19 protein-coding genes, 1 tRNA gene and 1 other annotated feature are annotated in these 23,386 nt (G+C 60.5%); of the genes, 11 read left to right on the top strand and 9 right to left on the bottom strand.

Features of this window, described 5'->3' with window-relative positions; translation table 11 throughout:
- Positions 1 to 69: 69 nt before the first annotated feature.
- The 5 genes from ACE4RL_RS11865 to ACE4RL_RS11845 all read left to right on the top strand — a co-directional run bounded on the left by ACE4RL_RS11865 (position 70) and on the right by ACE4RL_RS11845 (position 3,910).
- Positions 70 to 348 (top strand): DUF3572 family protein, encoded by a 279-nt coding sequence (locus ACE4RL_RS11865; RefSeq protein ID WP_375597342.1) that lies wholly within the window; start codon positions 70 to 72, stop codon positions 346 to 348.
- 1 nt (position 349) lies between these two features.
- Positions 350 to 1,684 carry a DNA polymerase IV gene (locus ACE4RL_RS11860; protein WP_375597341.1) on the top strand — a complete coding sequence of 445 codons (1,335 nt, stop codon included), beginning with the start codon at positions 350 to 352 and terminating at the stop codon, positions 1,682 to 1,684.
- The gene (locus ACE4RL_RS11855) at positions 1,681 to 2,139 is read left to right on the top strand and encodes a RidA family protein (RefSeq protein WP_375597340.1); all 459 of its coding nucleotides are present in this window, start codon (positions 1,681 to 1,683) and stop codon (positions 2,137 to 2,139) included. Before ACE4RL_RS11860 ends, ACE4RL_RS11855 begins: the two co-directional genes overlap by 4 nt.
- 72 nt (positions 2,140 to 2,211) lie before the next feature.
- Entirely contained in the window at positions 2,212 to 3,387 is a 1,176-nt protein-coding gene (locus ACE4RL_RS11850) for a GNAT family N-acetyltransferase (RefSeq protein ID WP_375597339.1), read from the top strand.
- Between the two features lie 106 nt (positions 3,388 to 3,493).
- The gene (locus tag ACE4RL_RS11845) at positions 3,494 to 3,910 is read left to right on the top strand and encodes an HIT family protein (RefSeq protein WP_375597338.1); all 417 of its coding nucleotides are present in this window, start codon (positions 3,494 to 3,496) and stop codon (positions 3,908 to 3,910) included.
- Between the two features lie 119 nt (positions 3,911 to 4,029).
- Here ACE4RL_RS11845 and ACE4RL_RS11840 read toward each other — a convergent pair whose 3' ends face one another.
- Positions 4,030 to 5,511, bottom strand: coding sequence for a SulP family inorganic anion transporter (locus tag ACE4RL_RS11840; protein ID WP_375597337.1), 1,482 nt, complete (start codon positions 5,509 to 5,511; stop codon positions 4,030 to 4,032).
- A gap of 56 nt (positions 5,512 to 5,567) precedes the next feature.
- Positions 5,568 to 5,625 (bottom strand) — a sequence feature (sul1 is cis-regulatory element that is thought to sense ions involved in sulfur or methionine metabolism; They are found in Alphaproteobacteria).
- Positions 5,626 to 5,756: 131 nt separating this feature from the next.
- Between ACE4RL_RS11840 and ACE4RL_RS11835 the strand changes: the two genes are divergently transcribed.
- A complete protein-coding gene (locus ACE4RL_RS11835; RefSeq protein ID WP_375597336.1) occupies positions 5,757 to 6,122 on the top strand; it encodes a DsrE family protein in 366 nt (121 codons plus the stop codon).
- 59 nt (positions 6,123 to 6,181) lie between these two features.
- Here the strand turns inward: ACE4RL_RS11835 and clpA are convergent, their stop codons facing one another.
- Together clpA and clpS are read right to left on the bottom strand one after the other, a co-directional pair.
- Positions 6,182 to 8,521 (bottom strand): ATP-dependent Clp protease ATP-binding subunit ClpA, encoded by a 2,340-nt coding sequence (gene clpA / locus ACE4RL_RS11830; protein WP_375597335.1) that lies wholly within the window; start codon positions 8,519 to 8,521, stop codon positions 6,182 to 6,184.
- Positions 8,522 to 8,530: 9 nt separating this feature from the next.
- Positions 8,531 to 8,950, bottom strand: a complete 420-nt coding sequence (clpS, locus tag ACE4RL_RS11825) for an ATP-dependent Clp protease adapter ClpS (protein WP_375597334.1) — start codon at positions 8,948 to 8,950, stop codon at positions 8,531 to 8,533.
- A 337-nt stretch (positions 8,951 to 9,287) separates the two neighbouring features.
- On the opposite strand from clpS, the gene ACE4RL_RS11820 reads away from it, so the two are divergent.
- The gene (locus ACE4RL_RS11820) at positions 9,288 to 10,853 is read left to right on the top strand and encodes a serine hydrolase (RefSeq protein ID WP_375597333.1); all 1,566 of its coding nucleotides are present in this window, start codon (positions 9,288 to 9,290) and stop codon (positions 10,851 to 10,853) included.
- A gap of 156 nt (positions 10,854 to 11,009) precedes the next feature.
- Positions 11,010 to 11,282 (top strand): hypothetical protein, encoded by a 273-nt coding sequence (locus tag ACE4RL_RS11815; protein ID WP_375597332.1) that lies wholly within the window; start codon positions 11,010 to 11,012, stop codon positions 11,280 to 11,282.
- A 13-nt stretch (positions 11,283 to 11,295) separates the two neighbouring features.
- Here the strand turns inward: ACE4RL_RS11815 and ACE4RL_RS11810 are convergent, their stop codons facing one another.
- The 4 genes from ACE4RL_RS11810 to ACE4RL_RS11795 form a co-directional block, all read right to left on the bottom strand.
- The gene (locus tag ACE4RL_RS11810; protein WP_375597331.1) at positions 11,296 to 12,657 is read right to left on the bottom strand and encodes an MATE family efflux transporter; all 1,362 of its coding nucleotides are present in this window, start codon (positions 12,655 to 12,657) and stop codon (positions 11,296 to 11,298) included.
- 285 nt (positions 12,658 to 12,942) lie between these two features.
- Positions 12,943 to 13,026 (bottom strand) — tRNA-Leu (locus ACE4RL_RS11805).
- A 78-nt stretch (positions 13,027 to 13,104) separates the two neighbouring features.
- Complete coding sequence (locus ACE4RL_RS11800) at positions 13,105 to 15,588, bottom strand: penicillin-binding protein 1A (protein WP_375597330.1); 2,484 nt, start codon at positions 15,586 to 15,588, stop codon at positions 13,105 to 13,107.
- Between the two features lie 70 nt (positions 15,589 to 15,658).
- Positions 15,659 to 16,888: an N-acetylmuramoyl-L-alanine amidase gene (locus ACE4RL_RS11795; RefSeq protein WP_375597329.1), complete on the bottom strand. Its 1,230-nt coding sequence runs from the start codon at positions 16,886 to 16,888 to the stop codon at positions 15,659 to 15,661.
- A 560-nt stretch (positions 16,889 to 17,448) separates the two neighbouring features.
- On the opposite strand from ACE4RL_RS11795, the gene ACE4RL_RS11790 reads away from it, so the two are divergent.
- The gene (locus tag ACE4RL_RS11790; protein WP_375597328.1) at positions 17,449 to 20,085 is read left to right on the top strand and encodes an Rne/Rng family ribonuclease; all 2,637 of its coding nucleotides are present in this window, start codon (positions 17,449 to 17,451) and stop codon (positions 20,083 to 20,085) included.
- Between the two features lie 73 nt (positions 20,086 to 20,158).
- On the opposite strand, the gene ACE4RL_RS11785 is transcribed toward ACE4RL_RS11790, so the two are convergent.
- Together ACE4RL_RS11785 and ACE4RL_RS11780 are read right to left on the bottom strand one after the other, a co-directional pair.
- Entirely contained in the window at positions 20,159 to 20,659 is a 501-nt protein-coding gene (locus tag ACE4RL_RS11785; RefSeq protein WP_375597327.1) for a GNAT family N-acetyltransferase, read from the bottom strand.
- Between the two features lie 2 nt (positions 20,660 to 20,661).
- Positions 20,662 to 21,813 (bottom strand): pyridoxal phosphate-dependent aminotransferase, encoded by a 1,152-nt coding sequence (locus tag ACE4RL_RS11780; protein WP_375597326.1) that lies wholly within the window; start codon positions 21,811 to 21,813, stop codon positions 20,662 to 20,664.
- 150 nt (positions 21,814 to 21,963) lie between these two features.
- On the opposite strand from ACE4RL_RS11780, the gene ACE4RL_RS11775 reads away from it, so the two are divergent.
- Together ACE4RL_RS11775 and aroQ are read left to right on the top strand one after the other, a co-directional pair.
- The gene (locus tag ACE4RL_RS11775; RefSeq protein ID WP_375597325.1) at positions 21,964 to 22,824 is read left to right on the top strand and encodes a DsbA family protein; all 861 of its coding nucleotides are present in this window, start codon (positions 21,964 to 21,966) and stop codon (positions 22,822 to 22,824) included.
- A 119-nt stretch (positions 22,825 to 22,943) separates the two neighbouring features.
- Positions 22,944 to 23,381 (top strand): type II 3-dehydroquinate dehydratase, encoded by a 438-nt coding sequence (gene aroQ, locus ACE4RL_RS11770; protein WP_375597324.1) that lies wholly within the window; start codon positions 22,944 to 22,946, stop codon positions 23,379 to 23,381.
- Positions 23,382 to 23,386 lie beyond the last annotated feature (5 nt).

Here is a 23,386-nt window from a genome sequence, read left to right as displayed (position 1 = left end):
GGCCTTCGCTTTCACCTGGTTTCTGGGCTAGCATTCAAACTCTAACAAAACACCAAGTGAGACCGCCTCGTGCCTTCTTCCACCCATTCCGCACCCGACATTTCGACCCTTGCCGATCTGTGCCTGGGCTATCTCGCGGAAAATCCGGAAGAGCTGTTCGGCTTCATGCAGCATGCCGGCCTGTCCCCCGACACCCTTCGTTCGGCTGTCGGTACGGTTCGGCTGCAACATGGCCTCATTGACTACTTTGCCGCAAACGAAGCGATTCTGCTCGCCCTCTGCGCAAATTCCGGCACGACGCCGGAGCAGTTCATGCGGGTCTGGCATCGCCTCAACGCTGTGCAATGACATGGCCACGGATTGGTTCTGCCGCGACTGCCTACATGCTGGCTCAAGCGAGACGGTCCCGGGCCGGTGTCCGGCCTGCGGCTCACCACGCCTCAGAAGTCATGCCGAACTCTTCGCCCTGTCCATCGCTCATGTCGATTGCGACGCATTTTATGCCTCGGTGGAGAAACGCGACAACCCTTCGCTCCGCGACAAACCCCTGATCATCGGCGGCGGACAGCGCGGCGTTGTCTCGACCTGCTGCTACATTGCCCGTCAATCCGGCGTGCGCTCCGCCATGCCCATGTTCAAGGCGCGGGAACTCTGTCCCGATGCCGTGGTCATCAAGCCAGACATGGCGAAATATGTTGAGGTCAGCCGCCAGATTCGCCGCCATATGGACGCCATGACCCCTCTCGTCGAGCCGATCTCCATCGACGAGGCGTTTCTGGACATGACCGGGACCGAGCGTGTGCATAAGGCGCCCCCTGCCCTGAGCCTGGCCCGCTTTGCCCGAACCATCGAGCAGGAAATTGGCGTCACCATTTCGGTTGGCCTCAGTCACAACAAGTTCCTGGCCAAGGTCGCCTCGGATCTCGACAAGCCGCGCGGCTTTGCCGTCATCGGCGCAGCCGAGACCTTGGAATTCCTGGCGCCCAAACCGATCAACCTGATCTTCGGGGTCGGCAAGGTTTTCTATGATACGCTCAAGAAAGACGGGTACCAGACCATTGGCCAACTCCAGCAGGAGGACCCGGCGCGGTTGATCCGCCTATACGGCGAGGCGGGTGCGCGCCTTGCCAGACTAGCGCTGGGACAGGACGCCCGCCGAGTGTCCTCAGATGGCGAAATGAAGACGGTCTCCTCAGAGACAACCTTCTTCCGCGATCTGGCCAGCCTTGAAGAATTGTCCACCGAACTTCTCAAATGTTCCGAACGCCTGTCGGAACGCCTCAAGGCCAAGGGTCTGGTCGGCGACACGGTCACAATCAAGCTCAAGACGGCTGGATTTAAGTTGCGCACACGGGCACGACACCTGATGATGCCGACACAGCTTGCCAACGTTCTTTACGAAACGGGCATGAACCTTTTGGCGCGAGAGATCGACGGAACGCCATTCCGCCTTATCGGGATTGGCGTTTCTGGCCTGGAGATGGCAGATGGCACCGATCCCGGCGACCTTCTTGAGCCGCAAGTGGCCAGAAGGGCAGCGGCCGAACGGGCCATGGACAAGGTGCGCACGCGTTTTGGCCGTACCGCCGTCGTGCGTGGCAAGCTATATACCGCTCGACCCGAAACACCATCGGGCCCGATATCCGAAGAAGAAGCAGACGACCTCGAAGGCAAGACCAGATGACCGACCCGATCGAAAAGCTCCGCGAATATGGCTATGAACTGCCCGCACCCAAGGCCCCGGTGGCCAGCTACGTGCCGGTCAACCGCAGTGGCAACCTGCTCTATGTGTCCGGCCAGCTGTCCAGCAATGACAGCGGGGTGGTGCAGGGCCTTCTGGGAGACACGATGAACGTGGTCCAGGGCGGCAACGCCGCCGAGCTCTGCGCTGTCAACATTCTGGCCCAGATCGTCCACATGGCGGGTGTTCCGCTGCACGAGGTCAAGAAGATCGTCAAACTGACCGTGCTGGTGGCTTCGACTCCCGACTTTACCGAGCAGCACCTGGTCGCCAATGGCGCGTCCAACCTGCTGGTTGGTGTCCTTGGCGACAAGGGCAAGCATGCTCGCGCCGCTTTCGGGGTGGCATCCCTGCCCATGGGGGCTGCCGTCGAAATCGAAGCAATCGTAGAGGTTTAGCGTCCGTCCCGGTTGTCACCGGGGGAATGACGCACCATATCGCTGAGACACGTTCCAAGGCCTGCCAACGAAGTGTCCAACACCCGCTACACTGCAACCATCCACCCCAGCACCGCCTCAATCCCCGAGGCGGTGTGGAATGGCCTGGTGCCTTCGACCGAGGGTGTGGTCGACAACCCATTTCTCGATCATGCCTTTTTCCTGGCTCTTGAAGAGTCCGGCTGCGCGACGGGCAAGACCGGCTGGCAGGCGCAACACATTCTCCTGGCTGACCAGGCCGATAAACCGGTCGGCCTGCTGCCGCTGTTTTTCAAGAACCATTCCATGGGCGAGTATGTCTTCGACCACGGCTGGGCCAATGCGCTGGAACGGGCCGGCGGCCACTATTACCCAAAACTCCAGGGCTCGGTACCTTTCACACCCGCGACGGCACCTAAATTGCTGGTGCCGTCGCACGATATCGAATTGCAGGCCGCGTTGCTTTCAACTGCGCAAGAGCTCGCAACCCGTCATGACGCGTCCTCGGTCCATTTGACCTTCTTGCCGCCGGAAGAAGCCGAGTTGGGCGGCTCGCTCGATTGGCTGCGCCGCGTCGATACCCAGTTCCACTGGCACAATCAGGGCTACGAAACTTTCGACGACTTCCTCGCAACCCTGGCCTCCCGCAAACGAAAGACTATTCGCCGCGAGCGACGCGATGCGCTAGCCGATGGGCTGACAGTCAAGTGGCTGAGCGGGTCGGACATCAAGGAGCATCACTGGGACGCCTTCTTCGACTTCTATGAAGACACTGGCGCCCGCAAATGGGGCCGGCCTTATTTGAACCGCAGCTTTTTCTCCCTGCTCGGCCAATACATGGCCGACCGGGTGGTGCTAATGCTGGCCTATGATGGCGATACCCCTATCGCCGGCGCCATCAATTTCCGCGGACGTGATACACTCTACGGGCGCAATTGGGGGGCCACCCGCGACGTGCCTTTCCTGCACTTTGAAGTCTGCTACTACCAGGCCATCGACTACGCCATTGCCCACCGGCTTGCCGTGGTCGAAGCCGGCGCCCAGGGCGAACACAAACTGGCCCGAGGCTACGAGCCCGTGCTGACGCACTCGCTGCATTGGATCGCCCACCCGGGCCTGCGTCACGCCGTCGCCCAATATCTGGAGGATGAGCGGCCTGCAATTGAACAGCAGCAGGAACTGCTCGAAGGCTTCACGCCGTTCCGGAAGGGCGAGCGGCAACAGCGATAGGCCCTTGCCTCTAGGCCAGAAGCCATCAGCGAGTGCATTCGATGGGCTTGACCCCGGTGCACTTCCCTTGCCAAATCCGCCAACAGAAGCCCCCGGGACCAGCATCATGACATACGACCCCAGCAACATCTTTGCCAAAATTCTCAAAGGCGAGCTGCCTTGCCACAAGGTCCACGAAGACGACAAGGCGCTGGTCATGATGGACATATTCCCTCAATCCAGAGGGCATACTCTCATCGTACCCAAGGCAGCGTCCCGCAATCTGCTTGATGCCGATCCGGAAGCCCTGTCGGCTCTCATGCCGCTGGTGCAACGTGTCGCCAAGGCCGTCAAGGCGGCCACCAATGCCGACGGGTTACGCCTTGTCCAGTTCAACGAGGCTCCGGCGGGGCAGACGGTGTTTCACCTGCACTTCCACATCATTCCAGTCTATGAAGGCACGCCCTTGGGCGCCCATGCTGGCGGCAAGGCCGACGACGCCGAGCTTGCTGCTTTGGCCCGGGATATAGCGGCGCATCTCTAGAGCGCGTCCAGCAAAGGCGGCAACGGTTTTGCGTTTCGGAAACGCAACATAGCAAGGGCTTGGAGCGGTCTCACCGTTTCAACGAAACGGTGAGACCGCTCTGCCACCACGCCAGAGGATCAGTGGCCGACCAGCAGGTCGCCATTCGCCTTGTGGTGCACGCCCAGATCGTCGACGATGGTGGCGCTGGCCTTGTTCATCCCAGACAGCGTCACGTTGACGCCGAGCGACCTGAACTTAATGACGGCCTTGTCCACGCTCGCCACGCTGGAAATATCCCAGATATGAGCGTGCGTCAGGTCAATCACGACGCGGCTGACCTTCTCATCGAAGTCAAACGACCGCATGAATTGCTCAGCCGAAGCAAAGAACAACTGCCCTTGGACATGATAGACCCGGGTCTGGCCGTCTTCGCTCAGCTCTTTGCGGACCTCGAAAATCTGGGAGATCTTCCAGGCAAAGAAGACACCCGAAAGCAATACGCCCACCAGCACGCCGATGGCCAGGTTGTGGGTATAGACCACAAACGCGACGGTGGAGAGCATCACCATCGACGATGATCGCGGATGATCGCGCAGATTGCGGATCGACTGCCAATCGAATGTGCCGATCGAAACCATGATCATGATCGCGACAAGTGCCGGCATTGGAATGATGCGCAGAATGTCACCCAGCACGACCAGCAATATCAACAAATAGACCCCGGCCAGGAATGTCGAGAGGCGCCCACGCCCACCCGATTTCACGTTGATCACGGACTGGCCGATCATGGCACAGCCGGCCATGCCACCGAAAAAGCCTGAGACAACATTGGCAATGCCCTGGCCAATGCTCTCCAGACGCTTGTTACTGCCGGTGTCGGTCATGTCGTCCACGATCTGCGCGGTCATCAGGGATTCGAGCAGGCCCACAGCCGCCACACCCACCGAATAGGGCAGAATGATCCAGAACATCTCAAGGGTCAGCGGGACATTAGGGATGAAGAGGAACGGCAGAGCAGTGGGCAGTGCGCCCATGTCGCCGACCATATGCACATCCAGTCCGCCGAAGAAAACGATGAGAGTGAGCACGATGATCGCCACCAGGGGCGACGGGATAATCGTGGTCAGGCGCGGAAACAGATAAATGATGGCCAGGGCGAGGGCGACCATCGGATAGGTCATCATCGGCACACCGATCAATTCGGGAAGCTGCGCCATGAAAATCAGGATGGCCAAGGCATTCACGAAGCCGGTCATCACGGACTTCGACACAAAGCGCATCACCTGATGCAGCTTGAGATACCCTGCCCCGACCTGAAGCAAGCCTGCCAGGATGGTTGCCGCGAGCAGATAGTCCAGCCCGTGCTCGCGCACCAGCGAACCGAACAGAACCGCGGTGGCAGCCGTTGCCGCCGAAATCATCGCTGGACGGCCGCCGAAGATGGATATGACGATGGCAATCACCACCGAAGCATAGAGCCCCACTTTCGGATCGACCCCGGCAATAATGGAAAAGGCAATCGCCTCCGGCACCAGAGCCAGAGCCACGACGAGACCGGAGAGCAGGTCTCCCCGTACATTCCGCACCCATTCGGCGCGGTAGTTTTCAAAGTTGAACATGAACAAGACCCAGGGCGCTTCCTGCACGGGCGTACAGTCAATCAGCGCGATGATACTTGTGACCGGGGGATAGGCGCCCGGAGAAGCCACTCGGAAGGAGGAACCGAGTCCGACGAACCTCGCCCTTTTGCCAGCCTCCTCGCCAGTTGACAACAGCCTTCGGCGAATTGCAGCCCTGCCAGTATCGGCTCGCTTCTGCATAAAGCGTCTATCCGCTACACTGAGCGCAGACAGGAGGGATACTCATGGCAAGAATATTGGTGCACATAACCGTAGGCCCCGACAACCCCACGAAGGCGGCCCTGGCCTTTCTGATAGCTAAATCAATAGTGGCAGAAGGCCATCAGTTGGCTCTGTTCATTGCCGGCGATGGAGTTCATTTGCTCACGGCACAAGCGGCCGCCAGCACAGAAGGTTTGGGAACGGGTAAGCTGCAGGAACACTTCGAAGCCCTCAATGCCGCAGAGGGCACGGAGTTCTATTATTCTGGCATGTCGGCAAAGGCGCGCAACATCGCGCCCGAGCAGGTAGTGCTGCGCGGCGCGCAGGCTGCCATGCCGGCGACGCTCGTGCAGCTTACCGTCGCGTGCGACAAGGTGCTCTGCTACTAGCCGCAACGGCAAAGGCCCGGATCGCTCCGGGCCTTTTTCATGCGTATTGCGCTGACAGCTCAGTTCTTGTCGGCGGTCGCCTTGGGTTTTTTTGGCTTGGGCAGGGCTTTGGGCTTGGCCGGGCGCGGCGGCACGGCCACCAGTTCCAGCTTGGCTTCTGCCCCTTCACCGACCACCGCCACGGTCACCGAGCCCCCATTGACCAGCTCGCCAAACAGCACCTGATCGGCCAACGGCTTTTTGACATGCTCCTGAATCACGCGTCCAAGCGGACGGGCACCCATGCGCTCGTCATAGCCATGCTCGGCAAGCCAGTCGGCGGCTTCAGGCGTGAGGTTGATTGTAACGCCGCGCTCGGCCAGCTGACCTTCAAGCTGGAGCACGAATTTCTCAACCACCCGGCGCACCACTTCGCGCGGCAGTGGCGCAAAGGAAATGATGGCATCCAACCGGTTGCGGAATTCAGGGCTGAAGGTGCGGTTGATCGCATCCTCGTCGTCCCCCTGCTCCCGCTTGCGGCCGAAGCCGATAGGCGCACGCGCCAACTCTGCCGCACCCACATTGGACGTCATGATCAGGATGACATTGCGGAAATCGACCGCCTTGCCATTGTGATCGGTCAGTTTGCCATGGTCCATGACCTGCAGCAGCACGTTGTAGAGGTCCGGATGAGCCTTCTCGATTTCGTCGAGCAGCACCACGCAGTGTGGATGCTGGTCGACACCATCAGTGAGCAGACCACCCTGGTCAAACCCGACATAGCCCGGAGGCGCGCCGATCAGCCGGCTGATCGTGTGGCGTTCCATATATTCGGACATGTCGAAGCGCAGCAATTCCACGCCCAACGTGTCCGCGAGCTGCTTGGCGACCTCGGTTTTGCCGACGCCCGTCGGACCGGTGAACAGATAGGAGCCGATCGGCTTTTCCGGTTCTCTAAGACCTGCACGCGCCAGCTTGATAGCCGAGGACAAAGCCGTAATGGCCGAATCCTGTCCGAACACAACCGTTCTGAGGCTTTGTTCCAGCCCCGAAAGCAGTTCCGCGTCAGACTTGGAGACTGACTTGGGCGGAATGCGCGCAATCGAAGCAATCGTCGTCTCGATATCCTCGACGTCGATCGTCTTCTTGCGTTTGTCCTCGGGCAGCAGCATCTGGCTCGCCCCGGTTTCGTCGATCACGTCGATCGCCTTGTCCGGCAACTTGCGGTCGGTGATATAGCGCGCGCTCAGCTCTACCGCCGCTTTCAGGGCCTCGTCGGTATATTTGAGCTTGTGGAACTCTTCGAAATAAGGCCGCAACCCTTTGACGATCTCGATGGCGTCCGGAACCGTCGGCTCATTGACGTCGATCTTCTGGAAGCGCCGGACCAGGGCCCGATCTTTCTCGAAGAACTGGCGATACTCCTTGTAGGTGGTCGAGCCGATGCAGCGGATCGCCCCTGAAGCCAAGGCAGGCTTGAGGAGGTTCGATGCATCGAGCGCTCCGCCCGAAGTGGCACCCGCGCCGATCATGGTGTGGATCTCGTCGATGAAGAGCACCGCATTGGGCATCTTCTCGAGTTCCTTCATCACCGCCTTCAAGCGCTCCTCGAAGTCACCGCGATAGCGCGTACCAGCCAGCAGCGCGCCCATGTCCAGTGCATAGATGACCGCTTCCTTGAGCACCTCGGGCACATCACCCTCGATGATCTTGCGCGCCAGACCCTCGGCAATCGCCGTCTTGCCCACGCCCGCGTCACCCACATAAAGCGGGTTGTTCTTGGACCGGCGGCACAGCACCTGGATGGTCCGGCGCAACTCGCTGTCACGCCCGATCAGCGGGTCAATCTTGCCCTGCCGGGCCTTCTCGTTGAGGTTGACGCAAAAATCTGCCAGCGCCGAGCTCTTCTTGGCCTCGGTCCCGCCTTCAGAGTGGCCATCCCCCTCTTCGGCCCCGTGCACCTTGCGTTCCTCGCTCGGGCCGGACTTGGTAATGCCGTGGGAAATGAAATTGACCGCGTCCAACCGGCTCATATCCTGCTGTTCGAGGAAATAGGCAGCGTGGCTTTCGCGCTCGGCAAAAATGGCAACGAGCACGTTTGCACCCGTAACCTCTTCGCGACCGGATGACTGGACGTGAATGACCGCGCGCTGGATCACGCGCTGGAATGCGGCGGTCGGGCGCGCATCCTGGCCGTTCTGGACCACAAGGCTGTCCAGCTCTTCATTGATGAAGTCTTCGAGATCGCTCTTGAGCGCGTCGATATCCACATCGCACCCGGTCAGTACAGCGAGGGTATCGCGATCGTCCGTCAGGGCCAGAAGCAGGTGCTCGAGCGTGGCGAACTCATGGTTGCGCTCACGGGCCAGGTTCATCGCCTGGTGCAGGGCCTTTTCGAGTCCGCGCGAAAATGAGGGCATATGATGTTCCTACTGTTTTTCCATCACGCATTGCAGCGGATGCTGGTTCTTGCGTGCCGTATCCATGACGCGGGTGACCTTGGTCTCGGCCACTTCGTATGGATATACGCCGCACTCACCGACCCCCTTCTGGTGGACGTGCAGCATGATGCGCATGGCGTCTTCGCGTGACTTGTTGAAGACGTCCTGAAGCACCAGAACGACGAATTCCATCGGCGTGTAGTCGTCGTTGAGCAGCAAAACCCGATACAGGTTCGGCCGCTTGGTTTTGGGACGCGTCTTGGTCACCGTCCCCGTTTCGAAATCCGCATCGTTTCCGCCCGAACGACCACCCTCGTCTTCACCGGGGCCGGCATGGACGCGTGACAGCGTCTTGTACCGGCTCTGGGTCGGCAGGTTCTGGATGGGCAGCATGGGAGTCTCAGTCATGGCAGTCGCTCTGTCACCAGAGGAAACGAAGCAGTTGGTTGGACCCATTATGTAGGCAAAATCGGCCGCGTGTTAAGGGCCATCACTTCCCGAAAAAGTGAGCAGACGCAAACGCGCGTTTTCGTAGCCATATCGGCCTCCGTGTGCCGCTCAACGTTAGCTGTCTGTTACCCAAATATCGCCCCACGCCAGAAAATGATCGCATTTTACGGATTCGTAACGGCGGCAGCTTAACCTCCTTGAAGGTTGAAATTTCGGGGTCAGGACACCCGGGATCGGCCTGCGTCAAACGAGTAGCGTACGGGCCTGTTGCCCGATTGAGTAATTGGAGTACCGGGTGAGTTTCCTGGCAAAGACCCTCTGGCGCACCGCCTTTTTGCGCGCCGTTGCCGCCGTCCTTGTGACCTGTGCGCTGGGCCTGTCGGCCGCAACGCCGGTCCAGGCCATTGAAAACCTCCGCAAATATGCTGGTATCGTGGTCGACGCCAAGTCAGGCAAGATACTCTACGAGGAACAGGCCGATTCAAGGCGCTATCCCGCCTCTGTTGCCAAGGTGATGACGCTCTACGTCCTGTTCCAGGAATTGCAGGCCGGCAATCTCAGTCTTTCCACCAAGATGACCGTATCGCGCCACGCGGCATCGGCCGTGCCCACCAAGCTGGGCCTGCGCGCCGGCTCCACCATCTCGGTCGAAGATGCGATCAAGTCGCTCGTGACCCTTTCGGCCAACGACATGGCCCGGGTGATCGCCGAACACATCTCGGGCTCCGAATCCAAGTTTGCCGAACGCATGACCGCTACAGCGCGTGCCATGGGCATGACGAGTACGACCTACCGCAACGCGTCCGGCCTGCCGGATGGCGGCCAGGTGACCACTGTGCGCGACCAGGCCATTCTGGGCATCGCGGTCTATCAACATTTTCCTCAGTACTACGAGTACTTCCAGACCACCTCCTTCCGCTATGGCGGCAAGACCTACGGCAACCACAACCGCGTGCTGGGCTATATGGGGGCGGTCGACGGGATCAAGACCGGCTACATCAATGCCGCCGGCTCGAACCTGCTGACCGCGGCTCGCAAGGACAATCGCCACATCGTGGTCGTAGCCTTTGGCTTTAACTCGGCCGCCTCGCGAGACGAGAAGGTCCGCCAGCTCGTGTCGAATTATCTCTCCAAAGGCCGCCGAGGAGACTACCTGCAGACGGCCATGGTTCCCGTCCCGGGACGTCAGGGCAACACGCAGTTCGCCCTCGCCCAGCCGCGCAAGCCCACCTTTGCCATGCCCACGCCCATGCCCGATTTCCGGCTTGCCGCGCTGGTCGCTTCCAACGGCGCGCAGCCTCAGCAGATGCCGGAAGTTGCCGTCGCCTCCGCGGCGCCGGTCGCCATGCCGACGCCGGCACCGGCCGATCTGGGGCTCTCCCCCGCCGTTCAGGCTGCCAATGTGCTGGCCGCACCCACGCAGGCCGCACCGGCCTATCCGAGCCAGGATGTCATCGGCGCTTGGCTGAGCGAAACGTACAACCTTGGCGCGCCTCCGGCGGCCTTGGGCCAGACAGCACCCTCTACGCCGCTCCTGCCTCCTGCCGACGTATCCGGCGGTGCAGGCCAACCAGTCGACCTGATGCATTCCGGGTCCGTGGCAGAGGCCGCCCCGATCAGCGGCTGGATCGTACAGATTGGTGCTGGTCCTTCCGAGGACAGCGCCCGGGCCATGCTCTCGGATGCCGCAGGCAAGGTCGGCGCACTGGGGGATTTCCGCTCCTATGTCGAGCGATTTGAAAAGAACGGCCAGATTTTCTATCGCGCCCGCTTTGTCGGTTTCGGCGATCGCGATGCGGCCAACAGCATGTGCAATCGCCTCAAGGACCAGGATCTGGCCTGTCTGGCGATGCAGGGCTGACGCAGGCATCGAACCGAATGGTGCTGCACGGTTTCCGGGCAGTTCCGATGCGTGACTGAAGACGACACGGCACGGCGGATCAACTGTCGGCCGGATCATGGGTCCCCAATCCGGGGCCCCGGGGAAGCAATTGGTGCTTGTGTATGGAGTAGCCCAATGAGTGAACGTAGTGCTCTTGTCGAACTGGCCAGCTTCATTGGCCGTTCCCCCCTCGCCTCACCCGACCTGAAGGTCCGCAACAAGGCCCTCTCGGGCATGACCGAACGCATGCTGCCGCGCCAGAAGCGCTCGGTGGGGGACCTGCTCGGTGTCGTGATGGCCCTCTCCGCCAGGACCCGCCGCATGGCGCACGACCCGGCTCGTGTGGAGATTGATGTTTTCTCTCCTGAGGGTGTCCGCGCGCTCCGCATGACGCTAGGCGACCACTAGACTAAGTGGCGCCCTAGACGAGCGCCACGATCTCCTTGCGCTTCCAGACGAACTGGTACCAGCTAGCCTGCAGCACCAGCATCATGGTGAAGCTCGCCGCATAGGCGACCCATATGCCGGTCAACCCCAGGCCGGTCTGGCTCAGCCACACCGCACCGGGCAACTCGATCAGCAGAATGCAGGACAACGACAGCGCCATGGGCGCATAGACCGTGCCGCTGGCCCGCATGATGCCTGAAAACACCATTCCCCAGCCAAAACAGAGAATGCTCCACAGAACGACGTGAAGCAGTGACACAGTCAGGTCCACCACCGTCGGATCGGTGATGAACAGTGCTACGACATGCTCACTGAACAGGTAAGCCAGTACAATCAGGCCCCCTGTAATCAGCAGGTTGAGCGTCAGTGCTGTGCGGGCAATTGCGCCAAGCTGCTGGTTCTGTTTCGCACCAATCGCCTGGGCAGCAAATATCGAGGCCGCGATACCGATCGACATGGCCGGGAACTGTACATAGCTCATCACCTGTCCCAGAGCGCCATAGGCGGCCGTCGCATCTGAACCGAACCGGTTCACTAGGCCAACAACCACGATCCCGGCGAGGGACGAGACGACCATCTGCAGTCCGGCCGGAACCCCCAGTCGCAGAATAAGCCCAAGCAGCTTGATGTCCGGCTGCAGCATCGACTGCAGCAGCACACGGTCCGGCGCCAGCGGCATGTTGCGGGCACGCATATAAAAGAACAAGAAGCCCAGCACGGTCAGGAAGCCGGCAATCATGGCCACGGCCGCTGCATTTACCCCGATCTGGGGCAGTCCAAACCAACCCAGGATCAGGGCCGGGGTCACAATCGCTCCCACCAGCAGCGACATGATCAGCGAAAACAGCGGCGTAATCGTATCGCCGACACCGCGCAGGATCGACGTCACAACGAGGAAGAGAAAGAACCCTGGCATGCCAATCAGCGCAATGCGGGCATAGCCCACAGCCAGGTGGAGAATATTTTCAGGAGCTCCGAGCAAGACGAGTATCTGTTCCGTCCAGATTCCGCCCCCAATGGCCACAAAGACGCCGAGCACGACAGTTGCGGCAAGCGTCGTTCCCGCCACTTGCTTGACTTTGTCGATATTCTTGGCACCCCAGGCCTGCCCAATCAGCACGGTGGAACCGGCGGAAAGCCCGATAATGAAGCTCATCAGGAAGAACATGATGGGAAAGAAGATGGCGATGGCCGCAAGCGCCTCAACACCAATCAACTGCCCCACATAGATCGAATTGATGGTCCCGGACAGAGCCTGCAGGATATTTGCGGCCATCAGCGGAATGAGAAACAGGCTAAATCGCTGCCAAAGCGGTCGGGTAGACATCGGGTCCATGAAAGCGTCCACCTCGTCGACAAAAGGTCCGCGTCGTGGCCTGGAACCCCGAAGCCGGCAAAAACTGAGCAAGAGTTCAGACCGCAGGGGGGACCAATTCACACCGCATATCACGATGCCGGCTGGACGGGCGCTGGAGGCAGGGCAACGACGCGGCTCGTTTAAGCCGCTCATCGCTAGGCGTCAATTCCGGATTAAGCGGCCGTGGTCGCCCTTCAGCCACCACGGCAACAAGGTCAGGCGCCGGCCCGGGGAAGGGCAGAACAGTTCGAAGGTATCTGGAAATGGTGCCCCCCGCGAGACTCGAACTCGCACGCCTTGCGGCGGAGGATTTTGAGTCCTCTGCGTCTACCATTCCGCCAGAGGGGCACGGGCTGGGTTCCTAGCTTAACCGCAGCCTTTGCGCAACAACTCCGAGCGGTCATTTCGTAGTGTGCACAAGTCTGCTCAATTTGACAGGCTGCGTGGCGGCGACAGGCTTTGGTCGAGGAACGTTCCCTGCCCGCTCGGCCGCGTGGTGGTGAACGACCCTCCATATTCCTGCTGCATCAGCTGGTCGCGCTGAATGGCGTCGAACGCCTGCACATCCAGACCGATCACGGACGTCATCAGGTTGGGGCCCGTACCTGGCTTGAATGCCTCGGCGATTGCGGCTTCCCCTTCAAAGGCCTTCACCCCCGTGCTGGGGTTGATCCAGGCCGTCTGCATCCCTGTGGGAACGTTGAAAGGCGTAGCCGGCTTGCCCTGCAGTGCCTTGGCCATGAAATCGGTAAAGATTGGCACGACCATGCCGCCGCCAGTCGATGCAGATCCCATCGAGCGCGGCTGGTCATAACCAACATAGATACCCACCGCCAGCTCCGGCGTGAAACCGACGAACCAGGCGTCCTTGTAGTCGTTGGTCGTGCCGGTCTTGCCAGCCACCGGGCGGTTGAGCGCTCGCGCCGCGGTCCCCGTGCCACGCTGCACCACACCTTCCATCATCGAGGTGATTTGGTAGGCCGTCATCGGATCAAGCACCTGCTGGCGGTTGTCGATGATTCGCGGCTCTCCCTGCCCGTGCCAGTCCGCGGCTGAACACCCATCGCAAACGCGCTGGTCGTGCCGAAACACCGTTTCGCCATAGCGATCCTGAATGCGATCGATCAGCGTCGGCACAATTTTGCGTCCGCCATTGGCAATGGTTGCATAGGCCGCAGTCATGCGCATGGCGGTGGTCTCTCCCGCCCCCAGGGCCATGGCCAGCACAGGCTGCATATTGTCATAGATGCCAAACAGCTGGGCATAGTCGGCGATCAGTGGCATCCCGATGTCGCGCGCCAGCCGCACGGTCATCACGTTCCGGCTGCGCTCGATGCCTCGCCGCAATGTCTGTGGTCCATAGAACTCCTGTGAGTAGTTCTCGGGCCGCCACACAGAGCCATCCGACATACGCACCTCGACTGGCGCATCCAGCACCACCGAAGCGGGTGTGTAGCCATTGTCGAGCGCCGCCGCGTAAACGATGGGCTTGAACGAAGATCCCGGCTGCCGCAGTGCCTGGGTCGCCCGGTTGAACTCGCTTTCGGCAAAGGAGAACCCGCCAACCATGGCCAGCACACGGCCCGTGCGCGGATCCATCGCGACCAGCGCACCCTCGATCTCGGGAACCTGCTCGAGCGTATAGATTCCGTTCTTGCCAGCAACCTGGCTGACATAGACGACATCGCCGACTTTAAGGATATTCTGCACCGGCTGGGACACCCAGCGGATTTCGGGGCCGGAGAGAACCCCCTCGATCCGATCTGGCGCCACTGCGCCGTCCACGTCATCTTCAGGCCGCAGGCCAATGCGCGCCTCGTTGCTGCCAACCTCAAGAACCACCGCGAGCTGCCATTCAGGCACATCGCTCAACGGTTCGATTTCCGAAACGGCCAGGCCCCAGTCCTCGCCCAACTCGACGCTGGCTACCGGTCCCCTGAACCCACGCCCGTGATCAAATTCGATCAGCCCGTCCATCAGCGCCCGCCGCGCATATTCCTGCAGACGCGGCTCCAGGGTCGTGCGCACCGACAGGCCGCCGCCGTAAAGCTGGTCCTCGCCATAGAGCTTGGCCAGTTCCCGGCGCACCTCCTCGGTGAAATATTCGGCCGAATAGAGCTGGCTGCCAGCCGCGCGTGGAATGACGTTGAGCGGCTCCTGCTTGGCGGCGGAGGCTTCCTCATAGCTGACATAGCCATTCTCGACCATGCGATCGATCACCCAGTTGCGGCGTTCGATGGCCGCCTCGGTCCGGCGAAACGGATGATAATTGTTCGGCCCCTTGGGCAATGCCGCAATATAGGCCGCTTCAGGCAGCGTAAGCTGATAGAGTGCCTTGTCGAAATAGTTCAGGGCTGCAGCGGCAACGCCATACGAGTTCAGACCAAGGAAAATCTCGTTGAGATAGAGCTCCAGAATCTTGTTCTTGGAAAAGGTAGACTCAATCCGCAACGCCAGAATGGCTTCCTGAATCTTGCGATCCCAGGTCTGCTCGGACGTCAGCAGGAAGTTCTTGGCGACCTGCTGGGTTATCGAGGAACCGCCCCCCTGGATGGCGTTGTTGCCGTCCATGCGCGCAAGCAGATTATCCCTCAACGCACGAACGACACCGTCAATGGCGATGCCATTGTGATTGAAGAAATCTTTGTCCTCGGCCGACAAAAAAGCCTGAACTACGAGTGGCGGTACCGTCTCAACAGGCTGGAACAGGCGGCGCTCACGGGCATACTCGGCCAACAGTGTACCATCCGCCGCGTGCACGCGCGTAGTCACCGGTGGCTGATAATCCTGCAGCACCGTGTAGTCTGGCAATTGCGCGCTGACAGTCGCCAGATAAACAGCCGCGGCCGCGACCCCGCCAAGGGCGAGAAACATGCCAAATCCGAAAAGCCAGCCAAGCAGTCTGAACATCTAGGTCATATACCTCGTGCCGCCGCAGCGGTCCGCCTGTGAGCGTAGCAGAGTCGGAAAAACCTTGTGATCACAGCTCTTCCTCAAGGCTATCGAAGTAGGTCGAGATACCGCGCGCAACAGCCTCCGCAGTGCGGTCGCGCCAGTCCGACTGCATCAAGTTTGCGATATCGCTGGCGTTGGAAAGGAAACCCAGTTCCACCAGCACGGACGGCACGTCTGGTGCTTGCAGCACGAAAAAATCGGCTTGCCGCACCGGAAACCGTCGCAGGGCCACGCTGGGCTCAAGCTGATGCACGATCGATTGGGCAGCCATGAAGGACTGCACCCGCATTTCTCGCCGCATCAGGTCAAGAAGGATATCGACGACCTCCGGCGCCATGGTCGTAGGCATGGCAAACCCGGCGATCACGTCGGACGCGTTCTCATTGTCAGCCAACACTTTGTCGAGCACGTCGGTGGCGTTCTCGTCCCGCGTATAGACGCTTGCACCGCGGATCTCCGGCTGCTGGAAGCTGTCAGCATGAATGGAAATGAACAGATCGGCCTTGTTGGTCCGCGCCAGGTCAACCCGCTCTTCCAGACGCAAATAGGAATCGTCCTCGCGTGTCAGCGCCACGTCGAACCGGCCTGAGGCCACCAGCAATTCCTGCAGGCGCAGCGAAAAGGCAAGAACAATGTCCTTTTCCTTGACCCCTTGGGCCGTTTCAGCGCCCGAGTCGATGCCCCCATGCCCGGGATCGATGACCACCAACGGCTTGGTGGCAATGGGCAGTTCCGAACCGCCGGCCGGCGTCGATGCGGCCGGCTGGGCTTTTTCAGACGCGGCCAGGTCACGCTCGACATTGGCCGCAAACTCTTCTTCAGTCGCCGGGATGATGTCGACCACCAGGCGTGCTGGCTGGCCCTCGAATGCATCCAGAACATAGGCCTGCTGCACCTGGGCTGGCGCTGCGAGGGTAAGCGTGGTGCGCACCCGGTCAGCAGCGGCCTGCTCGATGACGTAGGCGGAAATCAGCCCGTCCTCCGCCACAGTGCCCTCTGAATTGGGGACAGAGAATGTCTCTGCCCTGACATCAATCGCCAGCCGCTGTGGTTCATCAAGGGAAACGAATGAAAAATCTGTCCGGTCGGCGAGGTCAACCACCAGCCGTGCCCGTTCCGGCGCCACGGTCACGCGTGCATCGATGACATTGGGAAGCGGAGGCAGCGCCGCGCTATCCTGAGCGACCGCCAGGGCAGACAAGCCCAGAAGGGCAACCAGGCCGAAAAATAGGCCAATCAGTGATTGTCGGGTCAAGACGGCGATCGTGCTCCCAGTTTCGCGCCTCTGCGTGCCGACGAGATGCGGCGAATCTTCGGCATAAACCGCCTTATGCGATGATTTGCCCGAAGGGCCAAGAATGGAGCAGCCAAAACTTGCTCGTCCCGCTCGATTTGACTTTCTTGTTGCCATTGGGGCGCAACTTTTCTACACGCTTAGTATGTAGGCGCGTGTGTTTCACGGTCGTTTTCGGGGCATCACCTGCCCCCTATGACCTGAGACGGAAGTTGCGGTTTCAGCGCCCTGCACCAACGAATTTCGGCCCAGACCGGGCCGGACGGCAACAGGCTCTCAGGCCTGCTGCCCATTAGGAAGAGGTCATATGGCCCGCTGGCGAACAGAGCGCGACGCGATCGATACGAATGATTGCCGCTTTGCTTCGCCCAATTTGCCGGCCCAGACCGCGACGTCTTCGGCGCTGAACGTGAGAGGTTCGCGCCACCCAGTATCAAACCTATTCGCCCCGCAATGCGCCACGAACAGGACGCCGGCCTCCCGGTGTCAGCCTGTCGGCGCGCGGGTGCGCGGAGTTCATTATGGCGACCAAAAGAATGCTGGTGGATGCCATCCACCCGGAAGAAACACGGATTGTCGTTACCGCCGGTAACCGGCTCGAGGAGTTCGATTTCGAATCAGCGACCCGCCGCCAGTTGCGGGGAAATATCTACCTCGCGAAGGTAACGCGGGTTGAGCCCAGCCTGCAGGCGGCCTTTGTGGAATATGGCGGCAACCGCCACGGTTTCCTCGCTTTCTCGGAAATTCACCCCGACTATTATCAGATTCCCGTGGCCGATCGCGAAGCCCTGCTGCGCGACGAGGAGCACGAGGACGATCACCACGACGACACCGACGAAGCTGTTTCGCTCCCCGAGGGTGTGACTGAACCGGACGCTGAGGCAGACCCTCAGGAACCCGGCGATGCCGATCACATCGAGCAGACCCCCGCAAACAGCGAGCCTGTTGAATCAATCGGCGGCGGCGACGCGCTTGAGGAAGTTCCCGAACGTCGCCGCTCCACCCAGCAGCGCCGCCACCAGTACAAGATCCAGGAGGTCATCAAGCGCCGCCAGGTCATGCTGGTGCAGGTCGTCAAGGAAGAACGTGGCAACAAGGGTGCAGCCCTGACGACCTACTTGTCGCTGGCCGGCCGCTATTCGGTGCTGATGCCCAACACCGCCCGTGGCGGCGGCATCTCGCGCAAGATCACCAATGCGGCAGATCGCAAGCGTTTGAAGGAAATCACTGCCGATCTCGAAGTGCCCCAGGGCATGGGCGTAATTCTGCGCACTGCCGGTGCCTCGCGCACCAAGGCCGAGGTCAAGCGCGACTTCGAGTATCTGATGCGCCTCTGGGAAAGCGTCCGCACGCTGACGCTGGAAAGCCAGGCACCATGTCTTGTCTATGAGGAAGGTTCGCTGATCAAGCGGACCATCCGCGACCTCTACAACAAGGACATCGATGAAGTTCTCGTGGCTGGCGACAACGCTTATCGCGAGGCCAAGGACTTCATGAAGATGATCATGCCGTCCCACGCCAAGAACGTGAAGCCGTATGGCGAAGAGCAGCCGCTGTTCTCCAAGTACAACGTCGAAAACCAACTCGACCAGATGTTCTCGCCCACGGTCACCCTTCCTTCGGGCGGCTATATCGTCATCAACCCGACCGAGGCACTTGTCTCGATCGACGTGAACTCGGGCCGCTCCACCAAGGAGCACAATATCGAGGACACCGCGCTCCAGACCAATCTGGAGGCAGCCGAGGAAGTCGCTCGCCAGCTCCGGCTGCGCGATCTCGCAGGCCTCATCGTCATCGACTTCATCGACATGATGGAGAACCGCTCCAACCGGGCAGTGGAGCGCAAGCTCAAGGATTGTCTGAAGGACGACCGCGCCCGTATCCAGGTGGGCCGCATCTCGCATTTCGGCCTCATGGAAATGAGCCGTCAGCGCATCCGTTTTGGCGTGGTGGAGAGCTCCACCCACAAATGCCCCGTCTGCGAAGGCACGGGTCTAGTTCGCTCCACCGAGAGCCTGGCGCTGATGATCATGCGGCATATCGAGGATCACGTCCTGCGCAAGCAAGGCCAGTCCGTCAATGTCCGCGTGCCGGTGGAAGTTGCGCTCTATATCCTCAACTACAAGCGCGAGACGCTTTCGCAGCTTGAGATGCGCAACAACCTCTCCATCACCATCACCGCTGATGGCAAGATGACAGGTCATCAGTTCGCTATTGAAAAGGGCGAAACCCGCGTTTCGGCCTACGCTGATCACCGCGCCGCTGCCCATGTCCGTGTCGACAGCGCCGTTATCGAAGACGTGACCGAGGAAGACGAGGTCGAAGAGACAGAAGAAGTCGAAGCGCGTGCGCCGGACAGCGAAGGCGAGGGTTCCGGCCGCCGCCGCCGCCGTCGCCGCCGTCGTGGTGGTCGCAACGGTGACCAGCAGGGTCAGCAGTCCGCCGAGGGCGCCGCCGACCAGGATGAAGAAGCCGACAACGGTGGAGATGACGATCAGGCCGACGGTGAACAGGACGCTGCCCGCCAGGCCGTCGAAGGGGATGCCGATGGCGACACTCGCCGCCGTCGCCGTCGCGGCCGTCGAGGCGGCCGGCGAAACCGCCGTGAACAGAACGGCGACGCAACGCCCGAAACTGCTGAGGCCGCTGTCTCCGCGCCGGAGGATGCCGTCATCGACCATGTCGAGGTGAACGCAGAACCTGCCGCCGACGCACCTGCTGCTACTGAGGAAAAGCCGGCCGGAAAGCCCAGGCGCACCCGTCGCAAGAAGGTTACCGAAACCGAGGAATCAGCCCCAGCTGAAACAACTCCGGTAGAGGCCATTAGCGAAGACAGTCCGGCCGAAGCGGACGCCGAGGAAAAGCCGGCCGAGAAGCCCAAGCGCAAACCTCGCGCGCGCAAGCCGAAGACCGAAGCTATTGAAGCAGCGGCGGAGCCTGCGATTGCCGAAACGGCACCAACCACCGCAGCTGAGCCCGTTGCTGAGGAAAAGCCGACGCGCACGCGCCGCGCCAAGAAGGAGCTCCCGCCTGAGGGTGTCGTTGTCACCTCAAGTGCCGCTCCGGACGCCGAGGCTTCAGCGCCCGCAGAAGGTGAGCCGGAACCGGAAAAGAAGAAGAAGGTCGGCTGGTGGCAGCGCCGCCTGGGCCTTGGCTAACACGCAAAAAGGGCGGCCAATTGGCCGCCCCACTTCTTTCTGGGCCGAACTTGAGAAGGCCAGCCTGTAGGCTTCAGGCAGAGTAGCGATACACAACGTCACCTTCATCCTGCGGCGCTGCGCTTTCGTCGCGAAAACCGCCCAGACGCGCCGAGACCGCCATGGACCGATAGTTCTCAGGATGAAAGTAGCTCACCAAGGTGTCGAGCTTTTGCGTCTCAAACGCCCAATCCTTGAGAGCACGGCCCGCCTCGGTGGCGTATCCCTTGCCCTCACATCCGTCGTAAAGCATCCAGCCCAGTTCCTTCTCAGGAAACATTGGGCCGTGATTGATCCCGACCTGACCGACACACTCCCCGGTGCCCCTCACCTCAATCATCAGCGCGCCATGGCCAAAAAGCGCCCACATTGCGACATCGCCAGCAAACATGCCCCAGGCCGCCCAGCCAACATGCGGGCCACCCATCATGCGCGATCGATCCGGCGCCATGAAGTCAGCATATTTGCAAAAGTCCGCGATGACCGGCGGGCGCAGAACCAGTCGCTCTGTGCTCAACGTCGGAATGGCGCTCATGGTCAGCCTCCGGCGTCCAGGAATTCGCGCATGCGTTCCAGAGCCCGTTCGACAGTCTCGGATTTGCCCGCATAGCTGAAGCGCACGAATCCGTTGCCATCGGTTCTGTCAAAATCAATGCCTGGCGTCGCTGCCACTCCGGCCTTGTCCAGCATGGTCAGGCAGAATTCCATCGCATCATTGGAGAATCTGCCGATTCCGGCATAGGCATAGAAGGCGCCATCGCCGTCTTGCGCTAGATCAAAACCCAACTCCCGCAGCCCTTGTCCCAGTAGTCGGCGATTGTCCGCATATCGCGCCTTCTGCTCTTCGGCATAGTCGCGCTCCTCGATCGCCACGGTCGCTGCGATCTGGCTCAACGTCGGCGCCGATATGAACAGGTTCTGCTGCAGGATTTCCGCACGGCGGATCAGGGCCTCAGGCAAAACCATCCAGCCGATGCGCCAACCAGTCATGCAGTAATACTTCGAGAAACTGTTGATCACGATGGCATCGCGCGTCAATTCAAGGGCGCTGACCGACGGACCGATGTAGTCCAGTCCATGATAGATTTCATCGGATATGAGCGTCACCCCAAGCCGCGCACAAGTTGCGACGATGTCGGCAAGCTGCTCGCGCGTTACCGAAGCGCCCGTAGGATTGGCCGGGCTGGCAAACAGTAGCCCTTCAAACGGTTGCCTCGCATGCGCCGCAGCAATATCCGCGCCCGTCAATCGCCAGCGGTTGCCGGCTGAAAGAGGGATTTCCGCCACACCGAAGCCCAGCCCGATTAGCGTATTCACATAGGCCGGATAGCCCGGTCGGGTAATGGCAATGCGCGCACCCGGCTTGAATGCGCTGTGAAACGCCAGGATGAACCCAGCCGACGACCCCATGGTCGCCACGATCAGCTCGGGATCGACTCGCACCCCGTGTTGCCGTTCATAATGACAGGCCAGGCCTTCTCTAAGGTCGGTCACCCCCTTGGCATTGGTATAGCCCTGCGGCTCCGGCAGCGCGCGGGAAACAGCCTCGATGACGCGTGACGCCGGCGGCGCTCCGGGCTCTCCCACCTCCAGGTGACACACAGTGCGCCCCTGCACTTCCAGCAATTTCGCGCGCTTGAGAATATCCATGGCGAAAAAAGGCATCAGGCCGTCGGCAGCTTGGGTCATACGATCTCCGTTCTTGCCCTTGGGCTAACCCGAAGTGCCCCAGTTCTCAACAACAATTGATGGCTCGGTAAACCTCCGGCCAAGCGCGCGGTGCCAGAGTCCGCAAAGGTCTGATAGACAGAACCCAACCAACTCTCCTGGAGCCTCTGGATGAACCGTTTGACGATCCTCTTCGCTGCTTTGGCCGGAATTTTCGCCGGCGCCCTGGGCTATGGCTATGTCACACGGCCGGCGCCGCAAACGGACGAAGTGGCCGTACGAGCCATTGTCGAGCAGGTCCTGGCCGAACAGGCGACCGAAACAGCGTCGGCACCTGCCGAAACAGAAATTGCCAGCATCGATCCTGCGGTGCTCAATCCCATGATCGAACAATATCTGCTTGCAGACCCCAAGGTGCTGCAACGGGTTTCCGATGCGCTTGAGGAGACGCTGAAAGCTGAAGAAGCGGTGCGATCCGAAGCCGCGCTGGCAGATTTTCACGACCAGATATTCAACGCCCCTGGCCAGGTGGTGCTCGGCAATCCCGAGGGCGACGTCACTCTGGTTGAGTTCTTCGATTATAATTGCGGCTACTGTCGGACCGCCGTGCCGGATATGGCCGCCCTGCTAGCCGAAGATCCCAATCTCCGGATTGTCCTCAAGGAATTTCCTATTCTTTCGAACGAATCCATCGACGCGGCGCGAATCGGTGTGCTGGTGGGCGAAAGCGACGCGGACTACTGGAACTTCCATGCCGCTCTTTTCACCAGCCGGGGCAAAGTCGACAAATCCGTGGCTCTGGCCGCAGCTCAGGACCTCGGCCTGTCGCCTGTTGAACTCGAACTGCAGATGAACGAGCCGCGCGTCGCCGAGACCATCCAGTCATCCTATGAAATTGCACAGGCCCTCGGCATAACCGGCACACCGACCTATATCATCGGCAATGAGATCATTCCCGGTGCCATAGGCGCCGATGAGTTGCGCGCCCGGATCGCGGATATGCGCGCATGCGGCAAGAGCCGATGCAGCTAGGGAAGGCTCTCTGAAGCTACCGAGACGCGCCTCATGACCACGCCTCACTAGCCTTTTCGGTGCATTTCGTGTAACCGCCCTTGCGCTGGCCGAAAGGGCCGGTGCACAAGGCATGGATCATGGCAAAACGCGTTCTCGTCCTCAATGGCCCGAACCTCAATCTGCTCGGTACCCGCGAGCCGGGCACCTATGGTGCCGAAACGCTCCATGACGTGGAAATGCTGTGCCAGCAAGCAGCCCAAGACCTCGGACTAAGCCTGGATTTCCGGCAGTCCAACTATGAAGGTGAGCTGGTCACCTGGATTCAGGATGCCCGCAAAACGGCCGACGGCATTCTGATTAACCCTGCCGCATATTCGCACACTTCCGTTGCCATACACGACGCTCTAAGAGCCGTGAACCTGCCGGTAGCCGAAGTGCATCTGACCAATATCCATCAGCGCGAGGCCTTCAGGCACCATTCCTATGTGTCATCCATTGCCTTCGGCGTTATTTGCGGCTTTGGCACGCTTGGATATAGACTGGCCCTCATGGCCTTGGCCGATAAACTCAAATAACGCTT

It is taken from the genome of Devosia polycyclovorans (assembly GCF_042181575.1).
GTDB classification, from domain to species: Bacteria; Pseudomonadota; Alphaproteobacteria; order Rhizobiales; family Devosiaceae; genus Devosia; species Devosia polycyclovorans.
The sequence above is the reverse complement of the archived record's forward strand: the minus strand, read 5'-3'. Positions and strand labels throughout refer to the sequence as shown.